The sequence below is a fragment of the Rhizobacter sp. J219 genome (assembly GCF_024700055.1).
Classification (GTDB): Bacteria; Pseudomonadota; Gammaproteobacteria; order Burkholderiales; family Burkholderiaceae_C; genus Rhizobacter.
Map to the genome: position 1 here is coordinate 1,851,309 of NZ_JAJOND010000001.1, position 26,655 is coordinate 1,877,963.

The 26,655-nt window shown below is 69.8% G+C and carries 26 protein-coding genes; 12 read left to right on the forward strand and 14 right to left on the reverse strand.

The genetic code is table 11. The features are described 5' to 3' along the window. Positions 1-37: 37 nt before the first annotated feature. Together LRS03_RS08420 and LRS03_RS08425 are read left to right on the forward strand one after the other, a co-directional pair. Positions 38-1,297: a putative Na+/H+ antiporter gene (locus tag LRS03_RS08420; RefSeq protein WP_257829453.1), complete on the forward strand. Its 1,260-nt coding sequence runs from the start codon at positions 38-40 to the stop codon at positions 1,295-1,297. A gap of 290 nt (positions 1,298-1,587) precedes the next feature. Next, on the forward strand, positions 1,588-1,788 hold the full coding sequence (locus LRS03_RS08425) for a hypothetical protein (protein WP_257824966.1): 201 nt from the start codon (positions 1,588-1,590) through the stop codon (positions 1,786-1,788). 8 nt (positions 1,789-1,796) lie between these two features. Here LRS03_RS08425 and LRS03_RS08430 read toward each other — a convergent pair whose 3' ends face one another. Genes LRS03_RS08430 through LRS03_RS08445 form a run of 4 tightly spaced genes read right to left on the reverse strand, consistent with a single transcriptional unit; the run spans position 1,797 to position 5,871 of the window. Then, positions 1,797-2,813 carry an FAD:protein FMN transferase gene (locus LRS03_RS08430; RefSeq protein WP_257824967.1) on the reverse strand — a complete coding sequence of 339 codons (1,017 nt, stop codon included), beginning with the start codon at positions 2,811-2,813 and terminating at the stop codon, positions 1,797-1,799. Beyond that, entirely contained in the window at positions 2,794-4,977 is a 2,184-nt protein-coding gene (locus LRS03_RS08435) for a PepSY domain-containing protein (protein WP_257824968.1), read from the reverse strand. Before LRS03_RS08435 ends, LRS03_RS08430 begins: the two co-directional genes overlap by 20 nt. A 9-nt stretch (positions 4,978-4,986) precedes the next feature. Next, the gene (locus LRS03_RS08440) at positions 4,987-5,463 is read right to left on the reverse strand and encodes a DUF2271 domain-containing protein (RefSeq protein ID WP_257824969.1); all 477 of its coding nucleotides are present in this window, start codon (positions 5,461-5,463) and stop codon (positions 4,987-4,989) included. A 21-nt stretch (positions 5,464-5,484) separates the two neighbouring features. Beyond that, positions 5,485-5,871: a PepSY domain-containing protein gene (locus LRS03_RS08445; RefSeq protein WP_257824970.1), complete on the reverse strand. Its 387-nt coding sequence runs from the start codon at positions 5,869-5,871 to the stop codon at positions 5,485-5,487. Between the two features lie 205 nt (positions 5,872-6,076). On the opposite strand from LRS03_RS08445, the gene LRS03_RS08450 reads away from it, so the two are divergent. After that, positions 6,077-8,125 carry an Ig-like domain-containing protein gene (locus LRS03_RS08450; protein ID WP_257824971.1) on the forward strand — a complete coding sequence of 683 codons (2,049 nt, stop codon included), beginning with the start codon at positions 6,077-6,079 and terminating at the stop codon, positions 8,123-8,125. Positions 8,126-8,132: 7 nt separating this feature from the next. Here the strand turns inward: LRS03_RS08450 and LRS03_RS08455 are convergent, their stop codons facing one another. Next, positions 8,133-8,954, reverse strand: coding sequence for a helix-turn-helix domain-containing protein (locus LRS03_RS08455; RefSeq protein WP_257824972.1), 822 nt, complete (start codon positions 8,952-8,954; stop codon positions 8,133-8,135). Positions 8,955-9,121: 167 nt separating this feature from the next. Here LRS03_RS08455 and LRS03_RS08460 point away from each other — a divergent pair, with 167 nt between their 5' ends. Further along, entirely contained in the window at positions 9,122-9,271 is a 150-nt protein-coding gene (locus LRS03_RS08460; protein WP_257824973.1) for a hypothetical protein, read from the forward strand. A 90-nt stretch (positions 9,272-9,361) separates the two neighbouring features. Beyond that, the gene (locus tag LRS03_RS08465) at positions 9,362-9,922 is read left to right on the forward strand and encodes a DUF1415 domain-containing protein (protein WP_257824974.1); all 561 of its coding nucleotides are present in this window, start codon (positions 9,362-9,364) and stop codon (positions 9,920-9,922) included. Here LRS03_RS08465 and LRS03_RS08470 read toward each other — a convergent pair whose 3' ends face one another. Next, positions 9,923-11,377: an aminotransferase-like domain-containing protein gene (locus tag LRS03_RS08470; RefSeq protein ID WP_257824975.1), complete on the reverse strand. Its 1,455-nt coding sequence runs from the start codon at positions 11,375-11,377 to the stop codon at positions 9,923-9,925. It abuts the gene before it with no gap. A gap of 164 nt (positions 11,378-11,541) precedes the next feature. Between LRS03_RS08470 and LRS03_RS08475 the strand changes: the two genes are divergently transcribed. Continuing rightward, positions 11,542-12,165: a glutathione S-transferase family protein gene (locus tag LRS03_RS08475; RefSeq protein ID WP_257824976.1), complete on the forward strand. Its 624-nt coding sequence runs from the start codon at positions 11,542-11,544 to the stop codon at positions 12,163-12,165. A 252-nt stretch (positions 12,166-12,417) separates the two neighbouring features. Here the strand turns inward: LRS03_RS08475 and LRS03_RS08480 are convergent, their stop codons facing one another. Then, the gene (locus LRS03_RS08480; protein WP_257824977.1) at positions 12,418-13,425 is read right to left on the reverse strand and encodes a Bug family tripartite tricarboxylate transporter substrate binding protein; all 1,008 of its coding nucleotides are present in this window, start codon (positions 13,423-13,425) and stop codon (positions 12,418-12,420) included. 168 nt (positions 13,426-13,593) lie between these two features. On the opposite strand from LRS03_RS08480, the gene LRS03_RS08485 reads away from it, so the two are divergent. Together LRS03_RS08485 and LRS03_RS08490 are read left to right on the forward strand one after the other, a co-directional pair. After that, positions 13,594-13,956, forward strand: a complete 363-nt coding sequence (locus LRS03_RS08485) for a DUF1304 domain-containing protein (protein WP_257824978.1) — start codon at positions 13,594-13,596, stop codon at positions 13,954-13,956. Positions 13,957-13,998: 42 nt separating this feature from the next. Continuing rightward, positions 13,999-15,807: an ATP-binding protein gene (locus tag LRS03_RS08490; RefSeq protein ID WP_257824979.1), complete on the forward strand. Its 1,809-nt coding sequence runs from the start codon at positions 13,999-14,001 to the stop codon at positions 15,805-15,807. Between the two features lie 10 nt (positions 15,808-15,817). On the opposite strand, the gene LRS03_RS08495 is transcribed toward LRS03_RS08490, so the two are convergent. Both LRS03_RS08495 and LRS03_RS08500 read right to left on the reverse strand, forming a co-directional pair. Then, complete coding sequence (locus LRS03_RS08495; RefSeq protein WP_257824980.1) at positions 15,818-16,522, reverse strand: N-acyl amino acid synthase FeeM domain-containing protein; 705 nt, start codon at positions 16,520-16,522, stop codon at positions 15,818-15,820. 323 nt (positions 16,523-16,845) lie between these two features. Beyond that, the gene (locus tag LRS03_RS08500) at positions 16,846-18,303 is read right to left on the reverse strand and encodes an alpha/beta fold hydrolase (RefSeq protein ID WP_257824981.1); all 1,458 of its coding nucleotides are present in this window, start codon (positions 18,301-18,303) and stop codon (positions 16,846-16,848) included. Between the two features lie 74 nt (positions 18,304-18,377). Here LRS03_RS08500 and LRS03_RS08505 point away from each other — a divergent pair, with 74 nt between their 5' ends. Beyond that, positions 18,378-18,938 (forward strand): DUF3617 domain-containing protein, encoded by a 561-nt coding sequence (locus LRS03_RS08505; RefSeq protein ID WP_257824982.1) that lies wholly within the window; start codon positions 18,378-18,380, stop codon positions 18,936-18,938. On the opposite strand, the gene LRS03_RS08510 is transcribed toward LRS03_RS08505, so the two are convergent. After that, the gene (locus tag LRS03_RS08510) at positions 18,919-19,455 is read right to left on the reverse strand and encodes a GNAT family N-acetyltransferase (protein WP_257824983.1); all 537 of its coding nucleotides are present in this window, start codon (positions 19,453-19,455) and stop codon (positions 18,919-18,921) included. The two genes, LRS03_RS08505 and LRS03_RS08510, sit on opposite strands and share 20 nt — an antisense overlap. 176 nt (positions 19,456-19,631) lie before the next feature. On the opposite strand from LRS03_RS08510, the gene LRS03_RS08515 reads away from it, so the two are divergent. Then, positions 19,632-20,624, forward strand: a complete 993-nt coding sequence (locus LRS03_RS08515; RefSeq protein ID WP_257824984.1) for a hypothetical protein — start codon at positions 19,632-19,634, stop codon at positions 20,622-20,624. Between the two features lie 9 nt (positions 20,625-20,633). Here LRS03_RS08515 and LRS03_RS08520 read toward each other — a convergent pair whose 3' ends face one another. The 4 genes from LRS03_RS08520 to LRS03_RS08535 form a co-directional block, all read right to left on the reverse strand. Beyond that, positions 20,634-21,038: a PIN domain-containing protein gene (locus tag LRS03_RS08520; RefSeq protein WP_257824985.1), complete on the reverse strand. Its 405-nt coding sequence runs from the start codon at positions 21,036-21,038 to the stop codon at positions 20,634-20,636. Beyond that, the gene (locus tag LRS03_RS08525; RefSeq protein WP_257824986.1) at positions 21,038-21,301 is read right to left on the reverse strand and encodes an antitoxin; all 264 of its coding nucleotides are present in this window, start codon (positions 21,299-21,301) and stop codon (positions 21,038-21,040) included. The genes LRS03_RS08520 and LRS03_RS08525 overlap by 1 nt, the downstream gene beginning before the upstream one ends. A 58-nt stretch (positions 21,302-21,359) precedes the next feature. Next, the gene (locus tag LRS03_RS08530; protein WP_257824987.1) at positions 21,360-21,647 is read right to left on the reverse strand and encodes a hypothetical protein; all 288 of its coding nucleotides are present in this window, start codon (positions 21,645-21,647) and stop codon (positions 21,360-21,362) included. Between the two features lie 107 nt (positions 21,648-21,754). Further along, a complete protein-coding gene (locus tag LRS03_RS08535; RefSeq protein ID WP_257824988.1) occupies positions 21,755-24,586 on the reverse strand; it encodes a DEAD/DEAH box helicase in 2,832 nt (943 codons plus the stop codon). A 56-nt stretch (positions 24,587-24,642) separates the two neighbouring features. On the opposite strand from LRS03_RS08535, the gene LRS03_RS08540 reads away from it, so the two are divergent. After that, complete coding sequence (locus LRS03_RS08540; protein ID WP_374685045.1) at positions 24,643-25,746, forward strand: lipocalin-like domain-containing protein; 1,104 nt, start codon at positions 24,643-24,645, stop codon at positions 25,744-25,746. Between the two features lie 127 nt (positions 25,747-25,873). Continuing rightward, the gene (locus LRS03_RS08545) at positions 25,874-26,653 is read left to right on the forward strand and encodes a GGDEF domain-containing protein (protein WP_257824989.1); all 780 of its coding nucleotides are present in this window, start codon (positions 25,874-25,876) and stop codon (positions 26,651-26,653) included. The last annotated feature ends 2 nt before the right edge of the window (positions 26,654-26,655 follow it).

Genomic DNA, 26,655 nt, shown 5'->3' on the forward strand with positions numbered 1-26,655 from the left:
GGGCCGCCTCGCGGGCTTTCGCGCATCCTTGATTCACGTGACACCTCAACCGATCGAAATCGTCGCGGCCTGCCTCTTCGGCCTGGCCTTGCTCCATACCTTCGCCGCCAAGCAGCTCGAGCGGCTTTCGCATCGCTTCCCTCGCCATGCCGGCCTGCTTCATCTCCTTGGCGAGGTGGAGGTGGTGTTCGGCTTCTGGGCGTTGATCCTGATTGTCGCGATCGCCGTGCTTTCCGATGGAGGGACAGCACTGGCCTATGCGGAGAGCCGCAACTACACCGAGCCCTTGTTCGTTTTCGTCGTGATGGTCATTGCCGGCTCGCGCCCGGTGCTCGAAGCCGTGCGCTGGGGCATTGCCACGGTGGCACGCATCGTGCCGCTGCCCACGTCGCTCTGCACGGCCTGGCTGGGTCTGGCCGCCGTACCTCTGATGGGCTCTCTCATCACGGAACCCGCAGCGATGACGCTCGCGGCCCTGATGCTGGCGCCGCTGGTGTTCAGGCGGGAGCTACCCGAGCCCCCCAAGTACCTCGCCATCGGCGCGCTTTTCGTGAATGTCTCGATCGGCGGCACCTTGACCTCCTATGCGGCACCCCCCGTGCTGATGGTGGCGCAGACCTGGCAATGGGACAGCAGCTTCATGCTCGCGCACTTCGGCTGGAAGGCCGCGCTGGCTGTCGTCTTGAATGCCACGCTGGCGACGCTCGTGCTTCGCAAGCATCTGAACCGTGTGGCCGTCGACAACACCGCTGCGCCCACCGCAGGCGTACCGTGGCCCGTGGCGTTGGTGCACGGGGCGATGCTCACCGGCGTGATCACGCTCGCCCATCACCCGGTCGCCTTCCTCGGCATCTTCCTGTTGTTCCTCGGATTTGCGCAGGCCTACGAGCGGCACCAGAGCCCGCTGCTCATCAAGGAGGCGCTGCTGGTGGCCTTCTTCCTGGCTGGACTGGTCGTTCTGGGGGGCATGCAGCGCTGGTGGTTGCAGCCCCTCGTGTCGGCGCTGGAGCCGCTTGCCTTGTTCTTCGGTGCGGTTGGTTTGACCGCCGTCACCGACAACGCGGCGTTGACCTATCTCGGATCGCAGATTTCCGGCATCTCCGATCAGGCGAAGTACATGCTCGTGGCCGGTGCGGTGGCCGGTGGCGGCTTGACGGTGATCGCCAATGCACCGAACCCAGCGGGATTGGCATTGCTCAAGCGCGGCTTTGCCGATGAATCGGTGGGTGCAGGCGGCCTCTTTCTGGGGGCACTGGGGCCAACGATCATCGCGTGTGCATTCCTCCTGCTGCTTTAGCGGGGCTAGGCGGTTGGCCTCGATTGCAGGCGCTGCGGGGGAACAAAGGCTTTCCTAGCCCGCGCCGCGCACAGTTCGTGGGTCAATCTCGTGCTGTGACCGTCGGTGGCGGCGAACCGTCAGAAAGGGGTCATCGGAGCCGTCGAGGCGAAGAACGGCAACCGCTGCAACGCCGCCAACGGCACTCCAGGCAGGTCTCAACTTAAACAAGGAACAGCCGATATCAGTGCTCAATGACCGTTCGATCCTTCCCACCTCGCAGCAAGCCCCAAAGCCTTCGGCACCACGCAGTGCCCATCGACGAGCTGCTGACGCTCACGAACTCGCGCCTCTTCCGCGTCACCGGCAATCCTGACGTGATCTCGACGAGGCTCGGCCTTCGTCAGCTGAAGCGGTTGGGATTGACCGCACTGGTGCACGGGGCACACGCCGAGGTCGCCCCGATCGGCGGAATGCCCTGCGCCAACGACGAGGCGCGACCCGCCGTCTGACCGTCCTCTTACCCGGGCCCGACGTTCGCGGGCGACCCTGCCGCGCGCGACGGATCGGCGCCCGTGCCAAACCGCCCGAGCCCGAGCGTGGTGAGCCCTTCGGCGCTGTGCAGCAGGTACAACACCTCCATCCGCATGCGCTGCGCCAGGGCCAGGCCGTCGGCGGGCCCGGCGACGAGCAAGGCCGTGGCCCAGGCGTCGGCCTGCATGCAGGTGCGGGCGAGCACGGTGACCGATGCGACGGTGTTGCGCACCGGCGCGCCGCGCCGTGCGTCGATGGTGTGCGCGAGGCGCGTGCCGCCGATGTCGAGGTAGCGCCGGTAGTCGCCCGAGGTGGCGACGGCCAGGCCGTCCAGTTCGACGACGCCGTGCACCGCGCGCCGACCGGGCTCGGGGCGCTCGATCGCCACGGCCCAGGGTGCACCACTCGCCTGGCCGCCGAGGGCGCGCAGTTCGCCGTCGAGCGCTGCGAGGGCATGCCGCACGCCATGCCGTTGCAACACCTCGGCCATGCGGTCCACCGCGTAGCCTTTCGCAATGCCACAGAGGTCGACGTGCAGCGGCGCATTTTTCTGCGCGCGGCCGTGCTGGTGGTCCACCGTCAAGGCGTCAAGCGCATGGATCGGCGAGGAGCGGCGCGCAGCGCGAATCGCCTCGGCGTCGGGCGCATCACGCACGGCGCCGAAGCCCCACGCATCGACCAACGCGCCCACGCATGGATTGAAGGCGCCCGCGCTCAGGCGGTGAACGTCGAGCGCAGCGTCCAGCGCCTCCATCAGCTCGGCGGGCAGGTCCACCCAGGCGCCCACGGGCGCACGGTTCAGGCGCGTCAGATCGCTGTGCGGCTTCCACGGCGACATCTGCGCGTCGACCTGCTCCACCGCAGCGGCCAGGTCCCGCTGCAGGGCGGCGAGGTCGAGGGCATCGTCGGCATCGAGCGTCGTCGACCAGCGCGTGCCCATGGTCGGGCCGTGCAGGGTGATGCGCTTGCAGCGCGTGGCCGGCTCAGAAGATGTCTTCGGCATAACGCTCTTTCGATTTCAAGGTCGCCACGCTGAGCTGCAGGGGCGCGAGCACGAAGTCGAGCGCTTCTGCCACGCCGTGTGCCATGGCGCGGCTTCCGCACACGCGCACGATGGCGCCCTGCTGCAGCAGGCTGCGCACACGCTCGGCGTCTCGGCGCAGCGCATCCTGCACATACCCGCCGCCGTCGGGCACCCGCGAGAACACCGTCTGCAGGCTCGCCAGGCGACCCTCGTCGAGCCAGCGGCGGATGTCGGGCGCGAAGTAGAAGTCGCGCCGTGGGTCGCGGCCACCGAAGTAGAGGTGCATCGGGCGGCGCCTGTCGTTGCGGCGGATGAAGCCGGCCAGTGGCGCCACGCCGGTGCCCGCGCCGATCAGCAGCACCGGCCGCTTCGATCGCGGCAACGCAAAGCCGGGGTTGGGGCGAATGAAGGCGGTGACGCTCTCGCCCGTCTTCAGGCCGAGCAAGTGCGTGGAGCACAGGCCGCCGGGCATCTGGCGCACGCAGATTTCGAGGAACCCGTCTTCAGTGCCCGAGGCCAGCGAGTAGTAGCGCGGCACGGCCGAACCCGGCGGCACGATGCCCACCAGGTCACCCGCGGCGAATCGCGCCAGGCCATGCAGCGCGGGGCACGCAAAGCGAAGGATGGCCGTGGGCTGCCCGGTGCCCCCCGGATAGTCCTGCCGCGCGACGAGCGTGAGCGTGGTCGTGGGGGGCACGCGAGGCACGTGCTCCAGCACCAGCGGTTCGCCCAATGCCTGAGCCACGGCATCGCCCCAGCGCGCGAACTGCTGGCTCGATTGCTGGTGGATGCATTCGAGCGGCAGCAGCGTGGGCCAGCCTCGTGCGCGCAGCGTCTTCTCCAGCGCCACGGCGTAGGCGCAGAAGGCGGGGAACTGCCGGTCGCCAAAGCCGAGCACCGTCACCGGCACGGCGGCGGGCGTGTGCGTGGCAATGCGCTCCAGCGCATGGGCGGCATGCGTCGGCGCCTGGCCCTCGCCATAGGTGGCGGCCAGCACGAACACCTGCCGCGTGGTCGTCGAGATGTGGAAGTCTTCGAGCGCACCGCTGCGCACGCGGTGGCCGGCCCGGGTCAGCGCGTCGTGCAGCGTCTGCGCGAAACCCCAGGTGCTGCCGCCTTCGCTCGCCACGAAGATGAGCACGTCGGCCTGCGCGGGTGGCGCGTTGCCCGTGATGTGCGGTACCTGGCGCCGTGCCTGCCACCAGATCACAACGCCCGACACCCAGAAGAGCAGCACGCTCGCGCCCGCGAGCCCGAGCACCACGGCCCAGGGCCACGCCGCTTCTCCGGTGTGCAGCACCACGGCCCAGTCATAGGCGCGCTGCGCCAGGGTGGCGGGCTGCCACGCCAGCAGCTGGCCGGAATAGAGGTCGATCCAACCCTGGCCTTGGTCGGTGGTGATCTTCCAGGTGTCTTCAGGATCAGCGGCGCTCGGGAAGTTCAGCTTGCGCAACTCGTGCGCGGGAATGCCTTGCAGCGCGGCCAGCTGCGCGCCGGCCAGCGCAGGCTGGCCGGTCGCCACCGAGAGCACCTCGGGCTCGGCACGGCTGTCGAGGGCCACCAGCCCGAGGGTCGAGGCGCTCATGGTGAGCGCGGTGAGCGAGGTGATGCCCAGCACGGCGAGCACCACGCGGCCGGCGACCACGTGGATGCGCTGCGCCAGCGAGCCGCGCACCCGCCCCGCCAGCCTGCGCCAGCCGCCCTGGCGGCGCAGCAGCAGCACGAAGGCCGACACGCACAGCAGGCCCATGACGGCCGCAATGCCCGCCGCGCCCCAACGGCCGGGGTCACCCAGCAGCAGCGAGCGGTGCAGGTTCTTCACCCAGCGCGGCAGCGCCGAGGGGTGCCACGCGTGCAGCACGCGGCCGTCGGCCGGGTCCACGTAGGCCGCCTGCGGCTGGTCGCCGGCAAAGCTGAAGACGACGATGGCACCCGACGGCAGGCGGCGCAGCTCTTCCACGTCTGGCACGGCGCGTGTCACACGCTCGACCAACGTCGCCACCGGCAGGTCGCGCGGCGCGGCGGGGGCCTGCCACGCCTGCTGCACCGGGTCGACGGCGAGCGTGGCGCCGGTGACGCCCAGCACCACCGCCAGGGCGCCGACCGTGAGGCCCGCCCAGCGGTGGATCGCTTTCCAGCCCATGCAAGCCGCTTACGGAATCTGCAGCGTCACCGACTCGATGTACTGCTTGCCGGCCTGGGGCTTGCCGACGCTGGCCTTGGTGAGCGGGATGCGGACTTCAGACGGGCTGTCCCGCATGTCTTCCGCCGCGGCATCGATCCGGATCTCGTAGCCCGCGTCGATCAGGGCATCGGCCAGATCGGCGGTGACCTTGAGCGTGCGCCCAGCACCCACGCTCGCGCCCGTCACCCCGTCCAGGCGCTTGGCGTCGCGCGCCGAGAGGCGGTTCCAGTCCGACAGGTGCTTGTAGTACTTGGCCTTGCCACCGGCCACCCACAAGGTGCGCACGTAGGCACCTTTTGCGTCGGTCAGGTAGGCCGCGAGGTAGGCACCGTCGCCGCCGTAGTTCTTGAGCTGGGCGCTCAGCGTGACGGTGCGGCCCTGCGCCAGGGCGGGAAGCGCCAGCGCACAGGCGGTGGCCAGCGTGGTCAAGACGGGTTTGGACATGGGAGGTTCCTTCGGGACGGGTCACTCATGCTGGCGGCGCGGTGCGGCGCCCGAGGCAGCGCTCGACGGCTGCAGCGGCCGGGTCGCCCGCGCGGCGTCGTCCCGATCGCGTTCGCGTTCGCGTGCCCGGTCACGCTCGTGGTCGCCCTGCTTCATCTTCAAGACCTTCAGGGTCTCCGGGTCGACCTTGGCCTTGAACCTGCGGCCCTGGGCATCGGTGCCGCGAATCTCGTAGCACCCGTCGTCGATCTTCAGCCGCTCGACCTGCCAGCCCTTCTCGGCGGCCATCTGCCGCACCGCCTCGCGTGTTTGCCAGCGGCTCAGCGGTGCCTCGCAGTCGTCGCCGGCCCAGACAGGCGGCGCGATCACGCCAAGTGACAAGACCAGCAAGGCAAGGTCGATGCGCATCGGGCTTCTGCAAATTCCTCGAAGGACATTGTGGAGACAACAGCTCGAATGCCGAGGGACGGAATGCCCGTTGTTTGTTCGCCGTCAAATGGATGGTGCGATGAACGCCTATGGATGCATGCGCGGACGTGGCCGATTTGTTCAAGACGGGGCGAAACCCGTGCCGTAGCCTGCGCGGGTTCCGACTACATCAACACGCCAAGCCATGGGTTCTTTTCATCTGCAGTCGTCAAGCAATACCTCGCGCGGGGGGCGCAACAGTTTGTGGACGATCACGCCGCTGCTCGCCGCACTGTCGCTTTGGGGCTGCTCCGGCGGCGGCGACAGCGCGTCACCCGCCGCGCCGGCATCCACTCCGGTGACGCTCGCGGGCACCGCCGCCACGGGCGCACCCCTCGTCGGCGCCACCATCGAAGTCCGCAACGCCCAGGGCCAAGTGATCTGCAACACCACCGTCGCGCAGGACGGCGGCTACAGCTGCACGCTGCCGGCACAGTCAGCCGGCCCGTTCGTCGTCACTGCCCGACTAGGCGAGACCACGTTGGTCAGCGCGACCGCCACCAGCATCTCCGGGACGGTCAACATCACACCGCTGACTCACCTGATCGCAGCACGCCTGTCGTCGAATGGCGACCCGCTTGCGCTGACCAGCGGCACTCAGCTCAGCGCATCGCAGCTCGACGGCGCGACCACCGCCGTCACCACAGCACTGGGCTCCTTACGCAGCGCCCTGGGCGACACGACACACCCGATCAGCGGCCCGTTCACGGCATCAGGCTCCGCCCACGACCGCGTGCTCGACGCGGTGCAAGTCAACGTGCGCCCCGCGGCACAAGCGGGCGGCGCGGCCCTGGCCGCCACCGTCGACATCACCATCCGTACCCGCCCCTCCAGCGACACCGCCGAGCCGCTGCAGGTGAGCTTCGGTGCCACCGACACGACCTTGCCGGCCCTCCCCGCCGTGTCGAGCGTAGACCTGCCTGGCGCGAACGTCGCCACGCGCATGCAGCAGTTCGTCGATGGCCTAACGGCCTGCCATGCAGTGCCGTTGGCCCAGCGCGTCTCCGGCAGCAGCGTGACGAGCGTGGCCTGCCGCGAACTTTTCGCTGGCAACGACCCCACCAACTATCTGCACTACGGCCAGCGCGTTGGCCCGGACGCTGCGTACGCCAGTCTTTTCGAGGCCAGCGGTACGGGCGCAAGCTTTGACCGCCCCGCGATCGAGTCGCAGCGGGCAAACGGTGACCTGGTGATCAGCTACCGCCGCGCGGCCACCGATGGCTTGGTCGAAACACAGCGCGTGGTGGTGACGGAGCAAGGCAGCGTCTACAAGCTGATCGGCAACCAGAACCGGCACGGTGGCCGGGTCGATGCCTACGTGCAGCGCCGTGACTTCGTGCGCTACGCCGCCTACAACTACCACAGCACAGGCTACAACGTCATCATCCCCAACGAACTTGACGGCCTCGGCAACTCGAGGTTCGACCGGGTGGTGGTGACGACGCCGCGACAGAACAGCTTCACCTACCGCCCCGAGGCGGGCAGTGCCTCGCTGCAACTGGCTCGCAGCAACGGCACCACCTACAACACCTCGGTGATGCGGCTCGCCGCGGGCTATGAAAACCCCACGACGCAGGGCAATCCGGCGCAGCGCGAGCCCAATCTCGCGTTTGCCGCGACGCAGTGGAGCGATGCCGAACTCGCTGCCATCCAGGACCAAGGCGTCTGGCGTTTCGAGTACCACTATGCCGATGGCATCACCCCCATGCGGACGGAGTACGACCGCACGGCCTCACGCGCACCCACACTCGCCGAAGCGAGGGCCTTGCGCTACGCGGCGCCCACCACCGCGGCACGGCAGCAACTCGTCGCGAGCGCCTCGCAGGGCTATGTGCTATTTGCCGGCGCGCCCGCGACTGCGGAGGCGAACCGCTTCGAGCTGTCGGTGAACGGCGGGGCGTGGTGGACCGTGGTCGATGGCGCCGCGGCCCCGACCGCAGTGCAGGTGTTCGGCGCAGTGCTGCCGCTGGGTCTGGGTCCGCGCTTCGATGACCGGCTCGACGTGTCGCCTGCGGCGCGCTCGACAACCGTGCCTTGCACGCGCCAGTCGGTCAGCGACACGCATTGCGATGCCACCTTCCCGAGCAGCTATGCGGCAGGAGCGTACGTTCACTCGATTGACTTGGTAGCGCGCACCCAGAAGCGCCTGCAGATCTCGTCGATGATCGCCACCTACAACCCGACGGCCCAGTAGCGTCGGGTCAGTGGCGCCAGGTGGCAGGCGCATCCAGTGGACGGGTGGGCGAGAACCCGCCGTAGCGCTTGAACTCGCGGTTCATATGGGACTGGTCGGCATACCCGGCGTCGTGGGCGATGGCGGCCAGTGCGATGGGCGGGGTGCCCTTGAGCAGGCGCAGCCCACGCTGGAAGCGGCACAAGGCCTGCACCGAGCGCAGCGAAAGCCCGACGTGCCTGAGCACATGGCGGCGCATGGTGCGCTCCGGGACCGCATCGTGGACCGCCCCGGTGCCGGCCCGCGCCGAGGCCAGCACCGCCTGTATCGCGGGCCATTCGGGCATCGCGTCGACCCGGCGCCGGGCGAAGCGCGAAGCTTCCACGGCCACCTCGCCCCACCGGGCCAGCGCCTCGTCGAAGGTCGACGACGCCAGAACGGCCTTCACACTCGCGTTCAGCTCCGGCGGCAAGCCGGGGTCGGGATCGATGCGGTCCACGAGTTCCTTGGCTGACACGCCGAGCGCGCAGGCACCCCACCCGAGCTGGAACCGCAGGCCCATCCACACGGTGTTTGCGCTGCCGTCAACGAAGTGAAGGCGGGCACTGGGGCCGCACATGCGGATCGCCGGCGACGAAAGGCGGCCATGGTCGTCGACGTTCCAGGAAGCGAAGAGATCCATCCGCCCGTCGGGCAGTACCGCTTGCCGCCCATCGGCATGCACGCGGCAGCTCCACAGCGCTTCCACGACCTCCACCGCGGACGCGGGGCGAACATGCTCGACGTAGCGGCTGGTCGGCAGTTGCTGCGCATGCGCGAAGCCTGGGTCTTCAGAAACAATCGTTTGCATCGCGGCGGATTCTCGCCCTGGCGGCCACACTGCCTTTTTTGAACCGCGCCTCGTCGTGACACTTTGCTCGCTCCGGCCGGTCTCACCGCGTCCACGGGGTCTTCACCACAAGCACCGCCCGGTGTGGGAAGCTCCGCCTTCCAGTTTCTCAACTCGAAAGGATCAACATGGCACTGGCCAAGAAGAAGCGCGTCGGCAAGAAAACCCTCCCGGCCAACCAGGTCCGCAAGACGGCCAGCGGCCGCAAGCGCCGCAAGGCCGACGGCACCCAGCCGCCGAAGGCCGAGACGCCGGCCGCCAAGCCCGCGACGGCCTGACGGCCGGGGGCCGCAGATCGCGCCAGGGCGAGTCGCCGGGCGCGACCTGCGGCTGACACGCGGCCGCGAGCTGTCATCATCGCGGCCGACATGAACACGCCCGACACCGTCATTGCCGAAACCCGCGCCTGGCTCGAACGTGCGGTGATCGGACTCAACCTCTGCCCGTTCGCCAAGGCCGTGCACACCAAGGGCCAGGTGCGCTACGTGGTGAGCGACGCCACCGAGCCCGAAGCGCTGCTCGCGCAGCTGCTGGACGAAATGCAGCGGCTCGTGGCCACCGACCCGGCCGAAGTCGACACCACGCTGCTGATGCACCCGCTGGTGCTGAACGACTTCTACGACTTCAACGATTTCCTCGGCCTCGCCGAAGAGGCGCTGGCCGACGCGGGGCTGGAAGGCGTGTTGCAGGTGGCGAGCTTCCACCCGGCATTCCAGTTCGCCGGCACCGAGCCCGACGACATCACCAACGCCACCAACCGCTCGCCCTACCCCACACTGCACCTGCTGCGCGAGGCGAGCGTCGACCGCGCGGTGGCGGCCTTCCCCGAGGCCGATGCGATCTTCGAGGCCAACATGGAAACGATGGAATCGCTGGGCGCGGACGGCTGGGCCGCGCTGCAGGCCGAGATCAAGGCCGCTGCACGCTGATCAACCGGCGGCGATGCGCCCCAGCTCGCGCAAGGCGTTCTGCGCCTCGGCCGTGACGGGGAAGCCGGTGCTGATGCGCAGGCAGTTGTCGTAGCGCGCCGAGTTCGAGAACAGCGGCCCCGGCACCACCCGGATGCCGCGGGCGAGCGCCTCATCGCTCACGCGCTGCGCCTCGCAGCCCTCGGGCAACTGCACCCACAGCAAGAGGCTGCCGGCCGGCACGTTGAAGCGTGTGCCTTCCGGAAAGCTCGCGCCGATGCACTCGGCCACCTGCTCGCGCTGGGTCTTCAGCAGCCGGCGCAGGCGGGCGAGGTGGCGGTCGTAGGCGCTGCCGCCGATGAACTCGGCGGCGCTGATCTGCGACAGCGCTTCGTTGGCGCGGCTCTGCGCGTACTTGAGCATCTGGATGCGCGCATGCCAGCGCCCACCACTCACCCAGCCCAGGCGCAGGCCGGGTGCGAGCGTCTTGCGCAGCGAGGCGCAGTAGATGACGCCGCCGTCGCGATCCCAGGCCTTCACGGTCTTGAGCGGCACGCCGTCGTCGCACAGCGCGCTGTAGGTGTCGTCTTCGATCACCGGCAACTCGAAGCGGCTGCACAGCTCGACCAGGCGCTGCTTGTGCGCATCGGGCATCACGCAGCCGAGCGGGTTCTGGAAGTTGGGCACGACCACCACGGCCTGGATGCGCTCGTGCGTCTGCAGCGCCAGCTCCAGCGCTTCGATCGAAAGGCCGGTGCTCGGGCTGGTGGGGATCTCGAGCGCGCGCAGGCTCAGGCTTTCGAGCACCTGCAGCAGGCCGAAATAGGCGGGCGACTCCACCGCCACGGTGTCGCCCGGCTGGCACACCGCGCGCAGCGCGACGTTGAGCGACTCCACGCACCCCTGCGTGACGACGATGTCGTGCGCGGTGAGCTGCATGCCGGCATCGAGCGCGCGGCGCGCGAGCACGGCGCGCAGGCCGGTGTCGCCGGGCGAGTTGACGGGCCTCACGAGCAGGTCGGGGTCGCGCCGGAGGGCCCGCATGGCGGCGCGCTGCAGCGCCTCGCCGGGGTATGACGCGGGCGAGGCATAGGCCACCGCGAAGTCGTGCTTCACCGGGTTGCGCTCGCCCTGGGCGACGAAGGCCGAGACACGGTCGTGGATGCCGACGTAGCGCGCCGCGTCGACTGCACCGGCGGTGTCGGGCTCGCGCGCCGGGGGCATGGCCAGGCGGCGGGTCAGCCGCACGTAGTAGCCCGAGCGCGGCCGTGCTTCGAGCAGGCCTTCGTCTTCCAGGTGACGGCAGGCCTGCAAGGCGGTCGACAGGCTCACCTGGTGCAGGCGCGTCATCGAGCGCACCGAGGGCATGCGGGCGCCGGGCGCGAGCGTGCCGGCGCGGATGGCACCGCGGTAGTGGTGCGCCACGCGCTGGTAGAGGGGTTCGGAGGAAGAAGTCTGGGTGTCCACGCTGTCCATGATGCAGGCGACCGGAGCCGGCAGACCGGAACAGATGCCAGCTTACTGCGCCATAACAGCGGTGGCGAATCGCATGTGATGCGCAACACATGGTCGTTCGCTGTGCCTGTTCGGCCCGGACGGCCGTCTCTACGCTTGAGCCATCGCATCAACACGAGGCCACCATGCTGAAAGTGCTCGGAAAGTCGCCGTCGATCAACGTCCGCAAGGTGCTGTGGACCTGCGTGGAGCTCGGCCTGCCCTTCGAGCACGAGGAATGGGGGCTGGGGTTTCGCGACACCCAGACGCCCGAGTTCACCGCGCTCAACCCCAACGCGATGGTGCCGGTGATCGTCGACGGCGACTTCGTGCTGTGGGAGTCGAACACCATCTGCCGCTACCTCGTGCAGCGGGCCGGCCGCACCGACCTGCTTCCAGGCGACGCGGCGGGCCGCGCCCGCGTCGAGCAATGGATGGACTGGCAGGCGACCGAGCTGAACAACAGCTGGCGCTATGCCTTCATGGGCCTGGTGCGGCACAGCCCGCTGCATGCGGATGCGAGCGCCCTCGCGGCCAGCGTGGCCGAGTTCAACCGCCACATGGCGATGCTCGACGCCCAGCTCGCCAGGACCGGCGCCTATGTGACCGGCACGCACTTCACGCTGGCCGACGTGGTGCTGGGGCTGTCGACGCACCGCTGGCATTCGCTGCCGGTGGCGCGGCCCGCCCTGCCCGCCGTCGCCGCCTACTACGAGCGCTTGAGCGCACGGCCCGGCTTCCTGCGGCACGGCCGCAATGGACAACCCTGAGGAGGAACCATGAGCACCGAACAACGCTGGCTGCAACCCGGCCAGCCCCAATCGATCTGGATGGAACGCGGCGCCCACGTGCTGGTGGAGCGCGGCGGGGTGGCGATGGTGCTGCCGGGCGCGGGCTGGTTGACCCTCGACGCGCCGGCCACCGTCACCGTGCCCGCTGGCAGCGCGCAACAGGTGGCCCGCGCCGGCTGGGTTCAGCTTGCGGCCACCGGCCGGCGCCCGGCCGAAGTGCGGCTCATCGCCTCACTCGGCGCGCGCCCCCGAGGCCTTGACCACCTTGGCCCACTTGCGGGTCTCGGAGGCGATCAGCCGGGTGAACGCGGCCGGTCTCATGCCGCTCGGAATGGCGCCCTGAGCCAGCATGCGGTCGCGCAGCGCGGGGGTCTTGAGCGCATTGGCCGTCTCTTGCTGCAGGCGGCTCACCACATCGGGTGGAGTGCCGGCCGGCGCCAGGAGGCCGAACCATGAGGTGGCTTCATAACCCTTGAGCGACGGGCCGCCCGCCTCTTCGACGGTGGGCAGGTCCAGCATGGTCAGCGAACGGGTGCTGCCGGTGACGGCCAGCGCCTTCAGCTTGCCTGACTTGATGTGCGGCATCGACGACGGGAAGTTGTCGAACATCAGGTCCATCGTGCCGCCGATCAGCTCGAGCAGCGCCGGGCCGGAGCCGCGGTACGGGAAATGGACCATGAAGGTGCCGCTCATGGTCTTGAATAGTTCGCCGGCGAGATGGATCGACGTGCCGTTGCCGGCGCTCGCCATGTTGAGCTTGCCCGGGTTGGCCTTGGCGTACTTGATGAGGTCGGGCACGCTGTTGATCTTGGCGGCCGCGGCCTTGGCCGGGTTCATGACCAGCACGTTGGGCACGTTCGCCACGAGCGTGATGGGCGCGAAGTCCTTGATGTGGTCGAAGGGCATGCTGTTGTAGAGCGCCGCGTTGATGGCGTGCGTGCCCACCGTGCCGAGCAGGAGCGTGTGGCCGTCGGGCGTGGACCGGGCCACTTCGGCGGCGCCCACGTTGCCACCAGCGCCGGCCTTGTTGTCGACCACGAAAGGCTGGCCGAAGGCCTTCTGCAGCTCGGGCGCGAGCGCGCGGGCGAGCACGTCGGTCGTGCCGCCGGGGGCGAAGGGCACGACGATGCGCATCGGCTTGGTCGGCCAGGCTTGCGCCAGGGCACGCGGCGATGACAGCGCGATCGGGGAGGCGGCAGCCGCCAGCAGCAGGCGGCGACGGTCGGATTGCAGGCTCATGGGGGTCTTGAACGCAGGAGTTGGCAGCGGGAGCGCGGGCGCGCCGTGGGCGGCCCGGTGCAAAGTGCGGCGCACTATGCGTGTCCGTCCGTACACTGCCCAGCCGGGAATGCCCTAGCCGGCGTTCTGCAAAAACCTACCCAGACAAATACGCACAAGGAGACTTCCATGCTGGTGGCCATTTCGCTCGTCGTGCTCGTGGCGGTGCTGCATCTCTACTTCCTCGTGCTCGAGATGTTCCTGTGGGACAAACCCACCGGTCGCAAAGTCTTCGGCAACACGGCCGAGTTCGCCACGGCCTCCAAGGTGCTGGCGGCGAACCAGGGGCTCTACAACGGCTTTCTCGCCGCCGGCTTGCTGTGGAGCGTGTGGATGGGCCTGGGGGGCGCCGGCCGGCCGATCGCGCTCTTCTTCCTGGCCTGCGTGGTGGTTGCCGGGCTCTACGGCGCGATGACCGCCAGCCGCAAGATCCTCTTCGTGCAGGCGCTGCCGGGCGCCGTCGCGGCCGCCGCGGTGTTCTTCATGACCTGAAGGGTTTGGCCGGAGGCTCAACGCAGGTACATTCGTCGCCAAATGGGAGCCGCCACCCCCACGCCCGACCCGACGACCGACATCCGCAGGCGGGTGCGCGTCGCGCAGATGGCGATGATCTTCGACCAGACCTCGGTGGCGGTGTTTGCCGCCACCGGTTTCGCCGTGGCGTTGGCGGTGTACCTGCAAGACGCCATCGGCCGCGACCTGGTCTACCTCTGGCTCGCCATCAAGATCGCGGTGGTGGTGCCGCGGGTGATCCACGGCCTGCTCTTTCGCCGCCGCAAAGACGACTCCTTGCGCTGGCTGCACTGGGGCCGCACGATGCTCTTCATCGACGGCGCCGCCTGGGGTCTCGCCGGGCTCATGTTCACCGGCGTCGACGACCACTCCACGCTCACGCTGGTGGTGGCCACGCTGGCCGGCGTGAGCACGATCGCCGCCTTCGTGTTGCACGCCGACTGGCCCTCGTGCGTGGCGTACACCGCGCCGATGCAGGTGCCCGGCGTGGTGATGATGCTGGCGCGCGGCGACGCGCTGGGGGTCTACGGCGCCTTTGCCATCGCCACCTTCTACTCGCTGCTGCTGGTGTCGACGCGCCGCTCCGAACGCCAGGTGGTGGAGATGCTGACCCTGCGCTACACCAACGAGCAGCTCACCGCGCAGCTCAGCTCGGCGCTCGAATTCGCACGGCTGGAAAACCAGGCGAAGAACGAGTTCGTGGCAAACATGAGCCACGAGCTGCGCACCCCGCTGCACGGCATCCTCGGCGTGTCGAACATGCTGCTCACCGGCCCCTCGGGGGCGAGCCCGCGCGAGGGGCTGGGCGTCATCCGCCGCTGCGGCGAGCACCTGCTCGGGCTCATCAACAACATCCTCGAATACTCGCGCTTCGGCGTGCAGGGCGTGAAGCTGCACCCGCAGGTGGTCGACCTCGCGCAGATCGTCGACGACAGCGTGGCGATGTGCAAACCCGGCGCCGCCGAGAAGGGCCTGCCCATCCACGGCAGCGTGGACCTGCCGCGCCCCTGCGTGGCGATGGCCGACCCGTTCCGCCTGCGGCAGATCCTGCTCAACCTGATCGGCAACTCGGTCAAGTTCACCGAGAAGGGCTCGATCCGCGTCTACGCCGGCGCCACCGAAGGCGGCCGGCAGCTTCGCATCCGCGTCGAAGACACCGGCGTGGGCATCGCACCTTCGGCGCTCGACAGCATCTTCGAGCCCTTCGTGCAGGTCGACAGCTCCAACACCCGCCGCTTCGGCGGCACGGGCCTGGGCCTGTCGATCACCCGCTCGCTGTGCGAGGCGATGGGTGGGCGCATCACCTGCAGCAGCACGCTGGGCCAGGGCTCGACCTTCGAGGTGTTCCTGCCGATCGAGCTGCCGCCTACGCCAGCGCAGAACCCGGCCGCGCTGCCCGCCAGCCTGGCCACGTCGTCGGCGCGCCTGCGCGGCACGGTGCTGCTGGCCGAAGACAACGAGGTCAACGCGATCGTCGCCGAGTCGTCGCTGGTGCGGCTGGGCCTGGAGGTCGAGCGCGTGCCGAGCGGCGTGGGCGTGGTCGAGCGGGTGTGCCAGACCGAGCGGTCGCGGCCCGACCTGGTGCTGCTCGATTGCCAGATGCCCGAGATGGACGGCTTCGAGGCGGCACGGCGCATCCGCGCCCACGAGACAGAGCACCATCTGCCACGGCTGCCGATCATCGCGCTCACCGCCAACGTCTTCCCGGAAGACCGCGAGCAGTGCCGCGCCGCCGGCATGGACGACTACCTCGCCAAGCCCTTCGACATGGAGCAGCTGCGCGCCATCCTCGCGCCGCATCTCGAAGAGGCCACGGCCACGCAGGCCTGACGCCGCAAGCTCAGTGCGACAGGGTGGGCACAGCGCGGCCGCTCAGGCCGAAGCTCACCGCCGCCGCCAGCGCGTCGAACACCTCGATGTCGGGGTGGAACTCCCGGAACACGAAGTCGAAATCCTGCGGGCGCTTGTCGCGCACCTGCGAATCGGCCGAGAGCGTGTCGCGAAACAGCACCCGGTGCGGCAAGCCGCCCGCATGCTTCAGCGGGCACAGGCGCTCGTCGCCATACAGGTCGGAAAAACCCAGGCACAGGTAGGTGCGCAAGAGCGAGCGGCGCGAGCCGGCCACCACGCCGCCGATCTGCATCGCGATGCAGTACAGGTGCATGGCCTTCAGCAGCGCCAGTCGCACCGGGTGCTCATAGCCGGGCATCACGCACAGGCGGGTGATCTCGGCCAGCAGGCGGCCTTGTTTGTCGGGCGGCAGCTCGATGCTGCCTTCGATCTGCAGCGGCGCGTGCCGGTTGCTCTGGATGCGCGCCGAGCCGACCACGCTGCCGGTGGCCTTGTCTTCGGCATAGAAGATCACGGTGCCGGGCGTTCGGTCTTGCGCATCGGCGCTGCCGAAGGCGCCGGCCTGCTCGGGCAGGTGGCGGCCGTAGGCCATCTGGCGCAAGGCCTGCACGCGCAGCAACTGCAGTTCGTCGCAGACCAGCTTCACCTTGAACGGCAGGCCGAGGCCGACCGCGGTGGAGGCGGGGCGCGGCACCGCGGTGATGACCGCGTCGGCGCCAAGCCGCCGTGGCCCGGCGGCGGTGTGCTCCTGCCCGATTCAGGCGCACGCGATACCGGCAACATCGTTGCCGTAGAAAAGTCTTCCCTGTACATGATGTTCCCTGTTGCAACCCGCGGCCTGTGTGGCTCTGTGGGCTCCCAGGGTGAGCATCTCAAGGCGCGCTGACGGCACCTACACGGTCACACGCATGAGTTGTTGCGAGTTGTGTGGGCACCCGCGGAAACCGGGGTACTTGGTGACAACTTCGCGGCCTAACCCCCAAATGCAAGGGATGGTCAAGGCACGTCAGGTTCGCGTCACCTGGCCGGCGCAGGGGTCGGCGACCAGATGGTGTGCGCATCGCCGTTGTGTTCGCGGCCGCGGATGTCGCTCACCGAGAAGTACACACGGCTCGGCAGCGGCGCCTCCAGCGCCTGCTCGCGTGCCACGAGGCTCGCGCCGGCGAGGTCAAGACGGCTGTTCTCGGCACGCACCGCCACCCGGCCGCTCAGTCGCAGGTGGGTGGCCGTGACCTCGCTGTCAGTGGCGCTCAGCGCCACGTCGTCGGCCTCGACCACGCTGTCGTCGATCGTGACCGTCGAGGCCCGGAGCACCAGGCGCTTGATGCGCGCCGAATGCACCCGAACGCCGAGGCAGTTGTCGAGCGTGAGGGTGTCGAAGCGACCGGTGTACACGCGGCCCGCGTCGGCCGAGCAGGTCACGTCGCCTTGCGACACCTCCGGCACCCGCACCGAGAAGCGCGGCGCGAGCGGCGCGGTCAGCGCCTCCACCAGCAGCGCGCGGAAGGCCTCGGGGCTTTCGAGCATCGGCGTGTGGCCCACGCCGTCGATCACCTTGAGCCGAGCATCGGGCAGACGCGCGGCGAGCAGGCGGCCGGTGCGCAGCGGGGCGATGGCGTCGTCGGCACCCCAGATCACGGTGGTGGGGGCCGTGGTCTCACGGATGGCACGGGTGAAGTCGTGCTCGACCAGCCCGAGGCCGGCCTCGACCTGCGTGTAGCGGCCGAGCAGCGCATAGCGCACGCCGGGGTTCTGCGCCAGCCAGCGGCTGAAGTCGAAGCGATCGTCGAGCGAGCCGAACACACCGCGGCGGATGCCGCCGAGGCGCTCGCCCACACCCTTGAGGATGCGGTCGACCGGTGCGATGCCCACCTGCGGCGTGCGCAGGCTGGCCATGTGCTGCACGTACACCATCTTGAGCAGGATGCCGGCTGCATCGACCAGCACCAGCCGCTCGACCTTCTCGCCATAGGCATGCGCAAAGAAGAGGCTCACCGCGCCGCCGAGCGAATGGCCGACGACGTGCGCCTTCTGGCCCGGCGCCAGTTGCTCCAGCACCTGCGACAACACACGCCCGAGCGCGATGAACGAATAGCCCTCTCCGCCACCCGGCGAGGCCCCGAAGCCCGGCAGGTCGACCGTGATGACGTGGAACTGCGCCGCAAGCGGCCGGATCACCGGCGCCCAGTCGCGATGGGCGTTGTTGCCGAGGCCGTGCACCAACAAGACCGGCGGCGCCTTGGCATCGCCCGCCTCGCCCACCAGCACGCGCTGGCCACCGTTCAGCTTCAGGCACTTGTACTGGAGCTGCTGGAGGCGCGGGGGTGGCAGCACCGGTGCGGCGCCTGACGCGGCCGGCGGCACGGGCTCGACGCAGGGCTCGGTGCCGCCGTTGACGTGACCCTGCGCCAGGGCCAGAGCCCCTGTGCACAAAAGGGCCGCGGTGGCGCTCAGGTTCCGCAGTCGTCGGATCATTGACAGATGGGTCGTCACAGGCCGGCATTCTGGCCGATGACCCGACCCGCACATTTCCAGAGGACCCCGCATCGATGATGAAGACGAAGACCCCGTTCACCGCCGCCCTGCTGTGCGCGGCCAGCCTGCACACGGCACACGCCCAGACCCCGCCCGGCCCGCGCATCGAAGCCGGCCTGTGGGAGATCAACATGTCGCTCAAGAGCCAGACCGGCAAGGCCGAGATGGCGATGCGCGAGGCCCAGGCCTACATCTCGCGCCTGCCGCCCGATCAGCGCAAGCAGGTCGAGCAGATGATGGCCCAGCAAGGCGTGAAGCTCGGCGACAAGACGAGCAGCGTCAACGCCTGCATCAGCAAGGAAGACGCGGAGCGCGGCGAGATCCCGCAGCAGGCGGGCGACTGCACGCAGCAGGTGCTGGAGAAGTCCGCCAGTTCGATGAAGGTGAAGTTCAGCTGCAACACCAACCCGCCGGCCCAGGGCGAGGCGCTGGTCGAGTTCCAGAGCCCGACGGCCTACACCAGCCGCGGCATCGTCGACACCGTGGTGCTCGGCCAGAACGAGCGCGTGACGGTCGACCAGACCGGCCGCTGGCTCGGCGCCGATTGCGGCAGCGTCAGGCCGCTGGGGAAGTAGCCAGCCGCTTGTAGTAGATCGTGGTGGCGCACAGCGCCCCGTCGGGCATCAGCGCGTAGTCGGGAATGCTGCCGCAGCGCTGCCAGCCTTCGCGCTCGTAGAGCCGCTCGGCCTCGGGCGTGGCGGTGTCGAGCACGAGCACCGTGCGGCCGATGCGCCGGGCCACCACCTCGGCCTCGCGCATCAGCTGCGCGCCCACGCCCAGGCGCCGCGCCCGGCGATGCACCAGGAGCTTGGACACGTCGGCGCGGTGCGGCTGGTTTTCCTTCGTCGCGAGCACGAGCTGCACGCTGCCGGCGACGCGGCCATCGCCATCGCGCGCCACCAGCAGCACCGTCTCGTCGCGCGCCACCGCGGCCGCCACGCCCTCCCAGAAGTGCTGGGCCTTGGCCACCGACATCGGCTGCACGAAACCGACCGAAGCGCCACCGGCCACGCAATCCATCAAGAGGTCGCACAGCGCGTGCGCATGCGCACGCGCGGCCTGCGCGTCGAACTGTTGCAAGACGAGACTCATCGCGTAGCTCCTCGAAGACGGTGCACCCAACCTGTTCGCGCGACTTTATTTGAGCCGGCGCGTGGGCCCCCGCATCCTGTCGCAAACAGATACCGCGTCTTTGCAGAGCCGAAACACAAGCCCGTCGCGCGAGCCGACAGAATGGCGCCACAACAAATCGACAACCGAGGGATCACATGCTCGACCGCCGCCCTGCCCTTGCCGTGCTCTTCGCCACCGTCGCGCTCACCGCCTGCGGCGGCAGCTCCGACAGCCCGGCGCCCGCCCCGAGCGGCCCCGACCTCGCGCAGCGCACCGCCGCGGCCACCGCCACCGCGCAGAGCAGCACGAACCTGTGCGCACCGATCCGCCCGTTCTACTGGGAGGTGGGCGACGCCACGCAGCTGCGCGCGAGCGGCTCGGTCAACGCCGCGGGCAACGCCACCACCTACACCGCGGCCTCGGTGATGAACATCGCCTCGGCCTCGAAGTGGCTGTACGGTGCCTACGTCGTGGAGCGCCGAGCCGGCGCGCTGACGGCCGAAGACATCCGCCACCTCAACTTCACCGCCGGCTACACGAGCTTCGGCTTCTCGGGCTGCGACCCGTCCGACACGGTGGCCTCATGCGTGGCCCGCGGCAACAACGGCGTGCAGACACCGGCCCACGTCGACCGCTTCTCCTACGGCGGCGGCCACATGCAGGTGCATGCGAACCTCGCGGCGCCGGGCATGGCGCTCGGCCCGCTCGACAACGCCACGCTGGCCGCCGAAATGGGCCGTGTGCTCGGCATCAGCCTCAGCTACACCCAGCCCCAGCTGGCCGGTGGCGCACGCACCACGCCGGCCAACTACGCCGTTTTCCTGCGCAAGCTGCTCAACAACGAGCTGCGCCTGTCGCCGCTGCTGGGGGCCCACGCGGTGTGCACCAACCCCGCCACCTGCCCCACGGCCGTCAACACGCCGGTGCCGCCGTCGCAGAGCTTCAACTACTCGCTCGGGCACTGGGTCGAGACCAGCGGCGACGGCGCCTTCTCGAGTGCCGGCGCGTTCGGCTTCTATCCGTGGATCGACGTCAACAAGACGCACTACGGCATCGTGGCGCGCGTCGCACTGGCGGGCGGTGGCAACGAGTCGGCCGATTGCGGCGGGCTGATCCGCCGCGCGTGGGTCACCGGCGTGGCGCAGTAGGCGCGCGGTTCAAGAGCTGCGGATCCAGTTCTCGACGCGCAGCCCCTCCACCCGCTTGAAGTGCCGCACGCTGTCGGTCACGAGCACCGCGCCGAGCGCGAGCGCGTGGGCGGCAATCATCTCGTCGAAGTCACCCAGCGTGTGCCCCTTGGCGCGCAGCTGCGCGCGCAGGTGGCCATGGAACTCGGCGCAGGCGTCGTCCCACGGCTCGGTGCGAGCCACCGACAGGAAGGCGTCGACATAACGCTCCAGCTGGATCGCCTTCGGCTTGAGGGCCACGCCGTAGCGCATCTCGGCATTGGTGACGGCTGAGATGCACCATTCGTCGGGCTGCAGGCGCGAGAGGCGGCTGTCGAGGCCGGCGGTGCCGCGCATCGCGGCGGTGGCGGTGTTGGTGTCGAGCAGGTAGAGCATCACTCCACCCACGTATCGAAAGGGTCGCGCCTTTGCGTGCCCTGCGCGCGGTCGGTCAGCGCATCGTCGGGCAGTTCGCCCAGCTGGTGGCGCAGCGCCATGAACTCCACCCACGAGAGCTCAGGCCGCGCCGACAGGATGACGTTCCCCGTGCGCGGGTCGCGGCGGATGTAGACCTCGTCACCTTCGAATCGGAACTCGGCCGGCAGGCGAACGGCCTGGCTGCCTCCGTTGGTGAAGAGCTTGGCGGTCTTGTGCGTCATGGCGAGCGTGTGGCGGGGTATCTATTTCAGTATAGACACCCTCGCCCGCCCGCCGGGGCTATGACAGGAAGCCCGGTCGGGTATCGGTGGGCGCGGCCAGCGCACCGTGTTCGAGGTCGCTCATCAGGGTGTCGGCCCATGCCGATTCGCTGTCGGTCGCGTAGAAGCGCGACTCGCCGGTCGAGCGGCGTTTCACGACGAGCACGCCGCCCGCCAGGCGGAAGAGTTGTGCCAGCGGAGACGAGCGGTCGGCGCGGATCTCGAAGTCATCGGCGTCGTAGCCGGCCGACGACAGCATCTGGCCCACGGCCTGAACTTGTCGCTGGAAACGGGGAAGGTCTGACATGGGGCCCCCTGGAGAGTGCATCGTGGAGACACCATGATCGAAGCGTGTTCCAGTCCTGCCTGTAGGAAAAATCCGCGTCGGGCCGTCGGCCCCGGGCGGATCTATTCCTACTCTCCGCCCAGGGGCTTGAAGAGCTCGTCGAAGTCCTGCGTGGTCAGCGCCGCATCGCTTGCCACGCCCGACAGCAGCGAGTCGGCGAGCCCCGCCTTGCGCGCCTGCAGTTCCAGCATCTTGTCTTCGACCGTGCCACTGGCGAGCAGCTTGTAGACGAAGACCGGCTTGTCCTGCCCGATGCGGTAGGCACGGTCGATGGCCTGCTGCTCGACCGCCGGGTTCCACCAGGGGTCGTAGAGGATCACCGTGTCGGCAGCCGTCAGGTTGAGGCCCACCCCACCGGCCTTGAGGCTGATGAGAAAGAGCGGTGTGTTGCCTTCCTGGAATTTCTCGACGAGCGCCCCGCGGTCCTTGGTCTCGCCGGTGAGCAGCAGGTACGGCAGCTTCAGGCGTTGCAGCTCCAGCTCGATCAGCCCGAGCATCTCGGTGAACTGCGAGAAGAGCAGCACGCGCCGGCCGTCTTCCACGAGCGTGGGCAACAGGTCGAGCAGCAGCTCCATCTTGGCCGACGGGTGGTGCGGGCGGGCCACGGGGGCGTCACCGTCGTCGCCGGTCTTCAGCAGGCGCGGGTCGCAGCACACCTGGCGCAGGCGCAAGAGCGCATCGAGCACCATGATCTGGCTGCGCGCGAGGCCTTGCTGCGCGATCACCTCGCGCAGCTTGCTGTCCATGGTGGCGCGCACGGTCTCGTAGAGGTCGCGCTGGGTGCCGGTGAGCTCGACGCGCAGGTGCGTCTCGGTCTTCTCGGGCAGCTCGCGGGCGACCTGCTGCTTGGTGCGCCTCAGCAGGAAGGGTTTGACGCGACGCGCGAGTTGCTGCGCGCGCAGCGTGTCCTGCCGGCGTTCGATGGGGGTGCGGTAGTGCTCGCGGAACTGCGCCTCGCTGCCGAGCAGGCCGGGGCAGACAAAGTCGATCAGGCTCCACAGCTCGCCGAGGTGGTTTTCGAGCGGCGTGCCCGAGAGGCACAGCCGGTGCCGCGCGCTCAGCTCCTTCACCGAGAGCGCGGCCTGGCTGCGCGAGTTCTTGATGCGCTGGGCTTCGTCGAGCATGACGTAGTGCCACTCCTGCGCGCCGTGCGTGGCCATGTCGCGCATCGCCAGCGGGTAGCTCGTGATCACGAGGTGCGCGCCCGCGATCTCCTTGAAGTGCTTGGCGCGCTGTGCCCCGTGCAGCACCACGAGCTTGAGCTGCGGCGTGAAGCGGCGGGCCTCGGCCTCCCAGTTGCCGATCAGGCTGGTGGGCACGATGACGAGGCTCGGCAGGTCGAGCCGGCCGGCGTCGAGTTCGGCCTGCAGCAGCGCGAGCGCCTGCAGCGTCTTGCCCAGGCCCATGTCGTCGGCGAGGATGCCGCCGAGCCGCGAGCGGCGCAGGAAGTCCATCCACGCCAGGCCGTCGAGCTGGTAGTGGCGCAGCGTGGCCTGCACCTGCGGCGAGGCTTCGACCGGCGGCAGGCCGGCGTCGCCGTTGAGCAGCTTCACCTGCTCCATCAGCTGGGTGTAGCTGGGCGGCGCGGTGACACGGCCGGCCTCGCTGAGCGACTCCAGCGTGCTCAGGTCGAAGCGCGACAGGCGCAGCGCACTCGTGCGCTCGCCCATGCGGAAGACGCTGCGCAGCCATTCCATCAGCGGCAGCACACGCGCGACCGGCAGGCGCAGCAGCCGCTGGCGCGGCGCGGTGCCGGGTGCGGGCGCGCTTTCCACCGACCAGGGCACCAGCACCTCGCTGCCCTCGCTGCGCCCGACCAGCGCTTCCGGGTTGAGCCAGCCGTTTTGCACCAGGCTCACGAGCAGCGGCACCAGGTTGACCGGCTCGCCGTCGACCGTGACGCGCAGGCCCACGCTGAACCAATGGCCGCCGGGCTCTTCGCCGATGTCGACCGCCCAGTCGTCGGCCTGGTGCAGCTCGTAGGGGAAATCGTCGGAAACCTCGACCAGCCAGCCGCGGCGCTCGAGTTCGGGGATGTGGTGCGCCAGCAGCTCGGGCCAGCGGTCGCGGCGCTGCGGCACGAGCAGCATCGGCGCATGCGGTTCGGGGCTGGAGGCCACGGCCGCGGCCGGCTGGCGCATCAGCGACTGGCGCGTCACACGCTCGACCGCCAGGCCGGCCGAGAGGCTCCACGGCCGCAGCTCCAGCTCGCCCACCAGCGAGCGCAAGGCCGCGGCCTCGCCCTGCGACTGGCGCTGGAAGTGGCCCATCGCGATGCGGCCCGGCCGCTGCGGGTCGTTCACCTCGGCGAGCGTCGTGGTCGCGTTGCCGGCGGGTGCGTGGTAGTCGAGCGCCTTGCCGGTGGGGGGCTGGTAGCGGTAGATCAGCTGCGCCGCACCCTGGCGCAGGGTGGAGGCACGCGCCTGCGCCGAGCCGTAGCGGTGATGCAGCAGCGCCTCGGAGGCCACGTCGACACAGGTCGTGAGCCGCAGCACCGGCACCAGGGGCAGCGAGCCCAGCTCCAGCATCTCGGGCGCCGGCGGCGGCGCGGGGCGGGCGACGGGTGTTGCGACGCCGGGTTTTTCGGGCAGGCCTTTCTTGATGCGGATCTGCTGCGCCTCGAAGGCCATCAGGGCGGCCGCCACGTGCTGGCAGTTGTGGCCCGCCGGGCAGGAACAGCGGCCTTCCAGCTTGGGGCCGAGGCGGCGGTCCTCCACCCACTGGATGTGCTGCTGGTAGGCGGTGGGCCCCGCGCCCTGCACCCGGCTCACGAGCCGCGGCCCGTCGACCTGCAGCGCGGTCACCGCCTGCTGGGGCTTGAGCTCCATGGCGCGGATCAGGGTGCGGTGGTCGAAGTGTTCGCCCAGGTCGAAGTCTTCGGGTAGCGAGAAAGAACTCATCGGCAGCGTTGTCAGCGGAACCCTGCATTGTCATCCGGCGTGAGAAGCTTGGCCGCATGAAACGCCGCGAAATGCTGGGGCTTATGGCCGCTCCGACCGCCTTGTCTGCGCTGTCGTCGGTCCCGCGGCCGGCGAACGCCGCGGTGGCGCCCCGGGCGCTGGCGTTCCCGGCCGACTTCGGCGCCCACCCCGAGACCCGCACCGAGTGGTGGTACCTCACCGGCGTGCTGCAGGCTGCCGGCGGCCGCGAGTTCGGCTTCCAGGTCACCTTCTTCCGCAGCCGGCCCGGCGTGGCCGGCGTGGAGGCCGACACCCGCAGCCGCTTCGCCCCCACGCAGCTCGTATTCGCCCACGCGGCTCTCGGTGACCTCGCCGAGCGCCGCCAGCGGCACGACCAGCGCATCGCCCGCGCCGGCTTCGGCATCGCCGAGGCGGGCGTGGGCGACACCGCGGTGCGCTTGCGCGGCTGGTCGCTCGCGCGCAGCGGGCCGGCGCAGCGCAGCGTCTACCGGGCCCGCATCGCGAGCGACAGCGCCGGCTTCGCGCTCGACCTGCACTGCAGCACCACCCAGCCGGTGCTGCTGCAAGGCGAGGCCGGCTACTCGCGCAAAGGGCCGCTGCCGGGCCTGGCCAGCCACTACTACAGCCAGCCGCAGCTGCAGGTGCAAGGCCAGCTCACGCTCGACGGGCAGGTGCTGGCGGCCACCGGCCGCGCCTGGCTCGACCACGAGTGGAGCGACACCCTGCTGCACCCCGAGGTCGTCGGCTGGGACTGGGTCGGCATGAACCTCGACGACGGCGGCGCGCTGACTGCCTTTCGCCTGCGGCGTGCCGACGGCTCGGCGCTCTACGCCGGTGGCAGCCTGCGCGCGGCCGGCGGCCAGCTGCAGGTCTTCGGCCCCGGCGACGTTCGCTTCACGCCCGGCCGCCAATGGCAGAGCCCCGCCTCGCAGGCCCGCTACCCGGTGGAGTGGACGCTCGACACCCCCGCCGGCCGCTTCCGCGTGGCGGCCCGCTTCGATGCCCAGGAACTCGACAGCCGCGCCAGCACCGGCGCCTGGTACTGGGAAGGCCTGTGCGACCTGCTCGGCGAAGGCGGCGCGAAGCTCGGCCGCGGTTACCTCGAGATGACCGGCTACGCCGGCCGCCTGCTGCTCTGAGCCGTTCGTGGGCCCTGTTTTGATCTGCTGAAAAAAGAGGCACAAGCGTGCCTATTTGGCGCGACACGCCTGGCGCGCGCCCCACACAATGAAGCGGCCCGCCGGCTTGCCCGGCACGCCTGCCGCCATGAACGACCTGGACAGCACAGCGACCCCGAACGAGCGCCCCGCGATGCGGGTGATGGTGCTCGCCTGGGCCATCGCCGCGGCGCAGACGCCTGTGGCGGCCTGGGCCTGGCTGTCGTGCCTGGCGCTCGGCCTCGTGGCCCACCGCTTCAGCCCACGCACCGGGTCGCCGCTGCCCGCGAGTCTCGCGCTGCGCGACCTGCCCACCCCTCAGCGGCCGCCCGCTCGCCGCCGCACCGACGGCATCGGCCCCGCCCCCAAACCCGCGATGCCGGTGCTCGCCGCACACCGCGACACCCTCACCGGCCTCGCCACGCTGGAGCAACTGCACGACGAAGGCCCGGCCTGGGCGCACGACCTGCAATCGCGAGGCCTCTCGCTGTGCGTGCTGCACGTCGGGCTCGACGGGCTGGCCCCGGTGGTCGAACGCTACGGCCGCGATGCCGGCGACCAGCTGCTGCGCCAGGTGGCCAAGCGCCTGCGCCAGCTGGCCCGCGACGAAGACCGTGTCATGCGCTTCGAGGGCGACGAATTCCTGCTCGTGCTGGCCTGCGCCAACGCCGAGTGCCTCAGCTTCACGCGCACGATGTCGGCCCGCATCAAGGCCGAACTGCAGCGCCCGCTCAGCTACCGCACGCTGAGCAACCTGCGCATCGGCTGTCGCGTCGGCTCGGGCGTCTGGCCGCTGCACGGCCACACGCTGGAAGCGGTGCTGCGGCACGCGGCCGACATGCTGGCGAGCATCCGGCCCCGCCTGGCGGAGCCGCTCGAAACGGCCTGAGC

Bases quoted from the DNA above. Each gene is read 5' to 3' on its own strand.
- LRS03_RS08480 (WP_257824977.1), bottom strand. From the start codon at position 13,425: ATGAGCCTGCAATCCGACCGTCGCCGCCTGCTGCTGGCGGCTGCCGCC.
- LRS03_RS08470 (WP_257824975.1), bottom strand. From the start codon at position 11,377: ATGGACAGCGTGGACACCCAGACTTCTTCCTCCGAACCCCTCTACCAG.
- LRS03_RS08525 (WP_257824986.1), bottom strand. From the start codon at position 21,301: ATGACGCACAAGACCGCCAAGCTCTTCACCAACGGAGGCAGCCAGGCC.
- LRS03_RS08445 (WP_257824970.1), bottom strand. From the start codon at position 5,871: ATGCGCATCGACCTTGCCTTGCTGGTCTTGTCACTTGGCGTGATCGCG.
- LRS03_RS08450 (WP_257824971.1), top strand. From the start codon at position 6,077: ATGGGTTCTTTTCATCTGCAGTCGTCAAGCAATACCTCGCGCGGGGGG.
- LRS03_RS08505 (WP_257824982.1), top strand. From the start codon at position 18,378: ATGATGAAGACGAAGACCCCGTTCACCGCCGCCCTGCTGTGCGCGGCC.
- LRS03_RS08490 (WP_257824979.1), top strand. From the start codon at position 13,999: ATGGGAGCCGCCACCCCCACGCCCGACCCGACGACCGACATCCGCAGG.
- LRS03_RS08455 (WP_257824972.1), bottom strand. From the start codon at position 8,954: ATGCAAACGATTGTTTCTGAAGACCCAGGCTTCGCGCATGCGCAGCAA.
- LRS03_RS08540 (WP_374685045.1), top strand. From the start codon at position 24,643: ATGAAACGCCGCGAAATGCTGGGGCTTATGGCCGCTCCGACCGCCTTG.
- LRS03_RS08460 (WP_257824973.1), top strand. From the start codon at position 9,122: ATGGCACTGGCCAAGAAGAAGCGCGTCGGCAAGAAAACCCTCCCGGCC.
- LRS03_RS08530 (WP_257824987.1), bottom strand. From the start codon at position 21,647: ATGTCAGACCTTCCCCGTTTCCAGCGACAAGTTCAGGCCGTGGGCCAG.
- LRS03_RS08520 (WP_257824985.1), bottom strand. From the start codon at position 21,038: ATGCTCTACCTGCTCGACACCAACACCGCCACCGCCGCGATGCGCGGC.
- LRS03_RS08535 (WP_257824988.1), bottom strand. From the start codon at position 24,586: ATGAGTTCTTTCTCGCTACCCGAAGACTTCGACCTGGGCGAACACTTC.
- LRS03_RS08510 (WP_257824983.1), bottom strand. From the start codon at position 19,455: ATGAGTCTCGTCTTGCAACAGTTCGACGCGCAGGCCGCGCGTGCGCAT.
- LRS03_RS08440 (WP_257824969.1), bottom strand. From the start codon at position 5,463: ATGTCCAAACCCGTCTTGACCACGCTGGCCACCGCCTGTGCGCTGGCG.
- LRS03_RS08545 (WP_257824989.1), top strand. From the start codon at position 25,874: ATGAACGACCTGGACAGCACAGCGACCCCGAACGAGCGCCCCGCGATG.
- LRS03_RS08500 (WP_257824981.1), bottom strand. From the start codon at position 18,303: ATGATCCGACGACTGCGGAACCTGAGCGCCACCGCGGCCCTTTTGTGC.
- LRS03_RS08485 (WP_257824978.1), top strand. From the start codon at position 13,594: ATGCTGGTGGCCATTTCGCTCGTCGTGCTCGTGGCGGTGCTGCATCTC.
- LRS03_RS08430 (WP_257824967.1), bottom strand. From the start codon at position 2,813: ATGCCGAAGACATCTTCTGAGCCGGCCACGCGCTGCAAGCGCATCACC.
- LRS03_RS08475 (WP_257824976.1), top strand. From the start codon at position 11,542: ATGCTGAAAGTGCTCGGAAAGTCGCCGTCGATCAACGTCCGCAAGGTG.
- LRS03_RS08435 (WP_257824968.1), bottom strand. From the start codon at position 4,977: ATGGGCTGGAAAGCGATCCACCGCTGGGCGGGCCTCACGGTCGGCGCC.
- LRS03_RS08465 (WP_257824974.1), top strand. From the start codon at position 9,362: ATGAACACGCCCGACACCGTCATTGCCGAAACCCGCGCCTGGCTCGAA.
- LRS03_RS08515 (WP_257824984.1), top strand. From the start codon at position 19,632: ATGCTCGACCGCCGCCCTGCCCTTGCCGTGCTCTTCGCCACCGTCGCG.